Source organism: Deltaproteobacteria bacterium, assembly GCA_026712905.1.
GTDB lineage: Bacteria > Desulfobacterota > Binatia > UBA9968 > JAJDTQ01 > JAJDTQ01.
This window is the reverse complement of the sequence record JAPOPM010000100.1, coordinates 55,316-62,385: the sequence shown is the minus strand read 5'-3', so window position 1 is coordinate 62,385 and position 7,070 is coordinate 55,316. Positions and strand designations below refer to the sequence as shown.

Below are 7,070 nucleotides of genomic sequence, written 5' to 3'. Positions count from 1 at the left end.
CAACGACTGGCAGGTGTTCTGGAAGGTGACCCTGCCCATGGCCATGCCCAGCCTCCTCTCCGTACTGATCCTCACCTTCATCCGCAGCATGGAGGCCTTCGAGATCCCCGCGCTGGTGGGTCTTCCCGCGGGCATCGAGGTGCTGACGACCCAGATCTACCTTCAGTTGATCGAGGGGTTCGTGCCCGAGTACGGCTTCGCCAGCGCCTACTCCGTGCTTCTCATCGCTTTGGTCGGGTTGTGTCTGATTCCCTACTATCGCGTCACCCAGAACGCGCACCGGTTCACCACCATCACCGGCAAGGGGTTTCAGCCCCGGCGCAAGGACCTGGGACGGTGGCGCTGGCTGGGCGGATTGGCGCTGCTGGGCCTGCCGGCGCTCCAGCTTCTGCCGCTCACCGCGCTCATCTGGTCGAGCTTCATGCCCTACCTCGTGGTGCCCTCATGGGAGGCGCTGTCGATGTTTACCCTCAACAACTACGTGGAGGCATTCAGCGACGACAAGATCCTGCGCTCGATCACGAACAACCTCACCATCAGCATGGTGTCCGCCACCGCCTGCGTGGGCGTGGCATTCGTCACCGCCTGGCTGGTGACGCGCACCAACATCAAGTTGCGCTGGTACCTGGACCGTTTGACCATGGTGCCGCTGGTGTTCCCGGGCATCGTCATGGGCGTAGCGGTCCTGCAGACCTACCTCACGGTCCCGATTCCCGTGTACGGCACCATCTGGATCCTGGTCATTGCCTTCTCGGCACGCTATCTGCCATACGCCATGCGCTTCAGCCACGCCGGCCTCATCGGCATCCACAAGGAGCTGGAGGAGAGCGCCACCGCCAGTGGCGCGAGCTGGGGCAACGTGGCCCGGAAGATCATGATTCCGCTGATGATGCCCGCGCTGTTCGCCGGGTGGATCTACATCTTCCTGATCACCATCCGGGAACTGTCCGTCGCCCTGTTGCTCTACAGCCCCGGTTCCGAGGTGATCTCCGTGGTCATTTGGGAGCTTTGGGACAACGGCCACGTGGGAAGCCTGTCGGCCTTCGCCCTGGGCATCAGTGTCGGTACCGTTCTTCTGGCCACCCTGTTCTACAAGTTGAGCCGCCGCCACGGCCTGGACGTCCGTTAGAAGCTGAAGAGCGAGAAGAGGGCGGAAAGACCGAACGGTCCTAACGCTCCGAACGAGGTTTGTAGGGGCGACCGGCCGGTCGCCCTCTCCGGCTCGCAGCCACCAAGGACTCCGACATGCCGCCAAGAACCACGCCGCCGTTCCGTGCCGACCACGTCGGCAGCCTCTTGCGTCCCGCCGGGCTCAAGGAGGCCAGGGTGCGTCTCCTGGGCCAGGACACGGCCGAGAGCAACCTCGGCCCCCACGGCAACGAGGAACTGGCGAAGGTCGAGGACGGTTTCGTCCGGGACGTCATCGCGCTGCAGAAGCGCGTGGGCCTGCGCTCCGCCACCGACGGGGAGTTCCGCCGCCGTAGCTGGTTCAGCGAGCTGATGATGACCTGGAACGGGTTCTCCGCCACCCGCCAGGGAACGGCCTCGCCGTTCAGTTGGCGCAACGAGGAAGCCCGCCAGCAGGACTTCACCGTCGTGTGGGTGGAGGGCAAGGTGCGCTGGCGCCCCAGCGCGGTGGTGCGCGCCTTCGAGTTCCTGAAGGCCAACACCGACGCCGAACCCAAGGTCACCATCCCGGCGCCCCCGGTGGTGTATTGCTTCGCCGGCGGCGACCCTGGAGTGTTGGGCTTCGCCTACGACGACGTGGATGCGTTCTGGGAGGACTTGGTGGCCGCCTACCGCCAGGAGCTGGCCGCCCTGGTAAGTGCCGGCGCGCGCTACATCCAACTGGACGACGTCGCCATCCCGTTCCTGTGCGACCCTACCTACGAGGACGTGTTCCGCTCCTGGGGCTCGGGCCCCCAGGCCGTCCTGGCCGAGTACGCGCGCCGCATCAACCAGGCCCTCGAAGGCCTGCCCGATGACGTCACCGTCACCATGCACCAGTGCCGCGGCAACCGCGAGGGACTGTGGGCCGCCGCCGGCGGCTACGACCCCGTGGCCGAGGTGCTGTTCAACGAGATCAACGTCCAGGGTTACTTCCTGGAATACGACACCCCCCGTGCCGGCACCTTCGAGCCCCTGCGCTTCCTCCCCGAAGGCAAGGTGGTCGCCCTCGGCATCGTCTCCACCAAGGGCCCCACCCTTGAATCCGCCGACCATCTCAAGCGCCGCATCGACGACGCCGCCCGCTACGCCCCCCTCGAACGTCTTGCCCTCGCCCCCCAGTGCGGCTTCGCCAGTTCCGTCAAGGGCAACCCCCTCACCGAAGCCGACGAGGAAGCCAAGCTCGCGCGCATGGTGGAAGTCGCCAGCGACATGTGGGACGACGCGTAACCGACTCGTATCCTCGGTCCTTGTGCCAACAACGGGCCATGGCATTATCCCTTCCCACCGCGGTTTCGCCGTGCTACTGTCGGCGCTTCCAGTGTGAAACTTTCAATCAATAAAGAAACTCCGATGAGGGGTTCCTCTTTCACCTCACACGACCCCGTCGTTTGTAGGAGGGAGCGTGAGAGTACCGCTTGTATTGGCGTTGATGACGATCGTGCTGGCCGCCGCAGGGTGCGGAGGCAGTGGAAGTATCGAGAGTCCCCTTGGTCCTGGCGCGCCCGGTGACGCTGGCAGGCGAGTTGAACCCTTGGCACCCGTTGTTTCGCGCGACACGTTCACTAATCCCCAACTTGAACCCGATTCTTCCGGAGGCCCAGCCATTCCGGCCTCTCTGGAAGGGTTTCGCCCCCAACTTGAGCCCGATTCTTCCGGAAGCCCAGCCATTCCGGCCTCTCTGGAAGGGTTTCGCGTTTACGAAAACCCTGCTGGCACCGATTTGCGGGATGATTGGAAGCCGACTCAAGCGATGCGGGCGTATTTCGATTTGATCCCATACCCGCGGCACCCCGAGCCCTCCCGGTTGAGCGGTAACCTGATAGGGTCGAGAAACGGCATCCATTATACCCAACACATGTCCGGTCCGACGGACACAATCGACATCGATTTCCTTTGGCATGGGCAGAGCGTCCCTGACGATGTTCTCGCAATCACGGAAAGAGCTGGTAAGGCATGGTCCTACCGGCTGATCGACGTCCTCGGCCCGCATGGGTTGACCGACGGTGTCGTCACCCGGCTCGGACTTGACGAAAACGGATGGTCTATCCCCTACTACAACGACGGGATACTCGTGGATGCAGAGTTGGACTCCTACTCCTTTGGCGGTTTTCGTGTCCGCCAAACGGACGGGGACGACTTCATGACCCGATCCGGCTACCTTGTGCTTTCCGGGGATATCTCGTGTTGTGGAGATGTACGGGCTGGACAAGTCGCAGCTCAACAGGTCGGCCACGCCCTCGGTCATAAGGCATCCGAGCCGCGTCTACGCCCTGAAGCGATTCTTCGCTACGTGGATTACGAACGTGGTCTATGGACCGGCCCCGCGGTGACAGAGGCGAACGGTGGAGTTCAGGTGTCTTTCGAGAAAACTTCAAACGGTGTCTTCGACTTCGATCACCTGGGAGCGTGTTCGATGATCATGTCCGGTTGCGGCGAAGACCGGATGACGCCCCACGAGATGGACTTCGCTTACCTGAAGGACATCGGCTACACGATCGCTGACGAATATCCTACGGACCCCGAGACGTACAGTTACAGGGCGTGGGCCGAACACTCTTCATGGTCCGTAACTGCCGGGCGCGCCCTGGTCTTCGATCCTCATAGGATAGACGACTTCATAGGCGTGACGGCGGAAGCAACGGGCAATCCGTCAGAGGCAACCTTTGTTGACACTCACTCCGGAACCGTCACGTGGAACGGGTCTCTATTGGCAACGGACCTGACCAGCTTCAAGCCGGTGTTCGGCGACGCCGAGATTACCCTGTCGGCGGACGCCATGGACGGTACGGCAGTTTTCACCGAACTGGAAACCGTCCGGAAATCCGATAGAGGTCTGGCCGAGTTGACCGGCTGGAGGGTTGGACGGCTCGATTATCCCGTCAGTGTAACGAGCAACGGGTTTCAGGATGCGGACGGCCGAGTGATGGGGGCCTTTTTCGGCGCTTCGCATGAGGAAGCGGCCGGAACGTTGCATGACGAGGTGGCGAAGATCACGGGCGCTTTCGGGGGGAAACGGCCCGTTCGCTTGGGACGGTCTGCCGTGTACGACAACCCGACAGGTACGGATCCGCGGGATACTTGGCGACCGGTCCGAGCAATCCAGTCGTACCATGATTTGAGGCTTTTCCCTCTCCACCCTGATCCCTCTCGGTTGACAGGTACGGTTCTTGGGTCGAGGAACGGATTCACCTACACACAGCAAATGTCGGGACCGACCGACACAATCGACATTGATTTTACCGGGTACTTCCCAAACATGCCCGACTTTGTTCAAGGTCTCCTGGAGCGGGCCGGAAAGTCCTGGTCTTATCGCTTGAAAGACGTCTTGGGCGCGCACCAGTTGACGGATGGAGTTGTGACTCGGCTTGGCCGGGATGAGAGGGGGTACAGTATCCCGTACGAGAACGATGGGATACTGGTGGATTCAGACACGGACTATCAGAACCCGGCCTGGGATTTCGAGTGGGCATACTCCAGAGCCAGCTTCCGTAACACTCAAATTGACGGGCAACATTTCATGGCAAGATCGGGTTGGGTTGAGCTGTCGGCGGCCTCCATTGAGTGTTGTGGGGATGTTTGGGCCGGCTATCTCGCATCCCATGAGATCGGACACGCCATAGGACATGCGGCAAGTTCCAGCAACCCCCCTGAGCACATCGCCCGTCACGTGGATCTCGAGCGAGGTCTATGGACTGGACCGGCCGTGACGGAAGCCAATGACGGAGTCCAGGTTCCCTTCCAGAGACTGGACGACCGTGGGGACCCGTCACCCGACGGCGAGCTTGATTTCGGTCACCTTGGCGCTTGTCCAATGATCATGTCCTATTGCGGAGAGGCCATTATGATTCCACACGACTTGGACTTCGCTTACCTGAAGGACATCGGCTACACTATCTTGGACGAGTATCCTACCGACCCCGAAATGTATGGCTACGCAGCATGGGCTGACCACTCGGTGTGGTCCGTAGCGGTCAGGCGAGCCTTGTTCTTCGATCCGTCTAGCATAGACGACTTCATGGATGTGCAGGCGGAAGCAACCGGCAATCCGTCAGCGGCAGCTTTCGCTGACTCCAACTCTGGAACCGTGACGTGGAAGGGGTCTTTATTGGCGACCGATCTGACCAGCTTCAGTCCGGTGTTCGGTGGCGCCGAAATCACCCTGTCGGCGGACACCATGGACGGCGCGGTAGCCCTCACCGGGTTGGAGACCGTCCGGGAATCCGACAGGGGTGTGGCGGAGTTGACCGGCTGGAGGGTCGGAGAGCTCGACTATCCCGTCAGTGTCACCAGCAACGGGTTCCAGGACGCGGATGGCCGGGTGACGGGCGCATTGTACGGTCCATCTCATGAGGAAGCGGCCGGAACGATACATGACGAGCTGGAGAAGATCATGGGTGCCTTCGGCGGGAAGCAGTCCGAACCTGGCGTCGATCCGGCTGCTCCTGCTGGCTTGAAGGGATTCGACGTATACGACAACCTTGCCGGTATTGATACTCGGGATACCTGGAAGCCGACCGGACCGATCGAGTCGTACTTTGACTTGAGGCTGTCTCCTTCCCACCCTGGCTCGTCTTTGGCGAGCAGTACGGTTCTGGGGTCCGGGGATGGCATCACGTATACCCAACAAATGTCCGGTCCCACCGACACCATCGATATCGACTTCATCTGGCATCGTCAGGACGTGCCCGATCGTGTACTGGGGATCGTGGAGAGAGCCGGCAAGGCGTGGTCCTACCGCTTGAAGGACGTCTTCGGACAGCATGAATTGACAGATACAGTTGTCACGAGACTTGGCCGGGACGAAAGGGGCTATGCCATTCGCTACGACAACGACGGGGTCTTGGTGGGTGCCAAACTGCAAAGCCCCTCCTCTGCCGGCTTCCGTACCCATCAATTCGACCGGGAAGACTTCATGACGAGGTCCGGCTCCCTTAGGTTCTCGGCCAACGACATCTCATGCTGTGGAGACGTCTGGAGGGAATATATCGCCGCCCGACAGGTCGGCCATGTCCTTGGCCATAAAGCGTCCGAGCCGCGACTTCGTCCTGAGAACATTCTTCGTTACGTGGACTATGAGCGTGGCTTGTGGACCGGTCCCGCGGTGACAGAGGCGAATGGTGGAACTCAGGTGTCTTTTCAGAGTAATCGCGACGGTACCTTCGACTTCGATCACTTGGGAGCGTGTCCGATGATCATGTCCGATTGCGGCGACTACAGGAGATTTCCGAACGAAATGGACTTTGCCTACCTGAAGGACATCGGCTACACGGTGGCCGACGGGTACCCTACAGACCCCGAGATGTACAGCTATGGGGCATGGGCCGACCACTCATCGTGGTCCGTGACAGTCGGTCGCTCCCTGGTTTTTGATCCCCTTGCGATAGACGACTTCATGGGTGTGAAGGCGGAAGCCACCGGCGATCCGTCCGCGGCGACTTTCGCCGGGACACACTCCGGGACCGTTACGTGGAGCGGGTCACTGCTGGCGACGGACCAGACCAGCTTCGCGCCGGTGTTCGGTGACGCCGAGATCACGCTGTCGGCGGATACCATGGACGGAACCGTAGCCTTCACCGAGCTTGAATCGGTGCGGAAATCCGACAGAGGCCTGGCCGAGTTGACCGGCTGGAGGGTCGGACGGCTCGACTATCCGGTCACTGTCACAAGCGACGGATTCGAGGACCTGGGTGGCCGGGTCATGGGTGCATTCTATGGACCATCGCATGAGGAAGTGGCCGGAACGTTACATGACGACGCAGAGCGGATCACCGGTGCCTTCGGTGGAAAGCGGCGGTGAGCATGTGGCCGGAACTACGGTGAGGTCGCGCGTTCCATATGCATCAGGTTGTAACTCTGATAGAGCACTTGGTGTTGTGATCGGAAATACGCTGATCGTCGTA

At 61.1% G+C, this 7,070-nt stretch carries 3 protein-coding genes; all 3 read left to right on the top strand.

The genetic code is table 11. The annotated features are described in order from the left end of the window. Positions 1 to 1,129: ABC transporter permease subunit (locus OXF11_07885; GenBank protein ID MCY4487022.1), on the top strand; the 1,129-nt coding region annotated here is incomplete at its 5' end. Between the two features lie 116 nt (positions 1,130 to 1,245). Beyond that, positions 1,246 to 2,397, top strand: coding sequence for a 5-methyltetrahydropteroyltriglutamate--homocysteine S-methyltransferase (locus OXF11_07880; protein ID MCY4487021.1), 1,152 nt, complete (start codon positions 1,246 to 1,248; stop codon positions 2,395 to 2,397). A gap of 577 nt (positions 2,398 to 2,974) precedes the next feature. Continuing rightward, on the top strand, positions 2,975 to 6,967 hold the full coding sequence (locus OXF11_07875; GenBank protein MCY4487020.1) for a hypothetical protein: 3,993 nt from the start codon (positions 2,975 to 2,977) through the stop codon (positions 6,965 to 6,967). Positions 6,968 to 7,070 lie beyond the last annotated feature (103 nt).

Coding starts and splice junctions, on each gene's coding strand:
- OXF11_07880 (MCY4487021.1), top strand. CDS start 1,246: ATGCCGCCAAGAACCACGCCGCCGTTCCGTGCCGACCACGTCGGCAGC.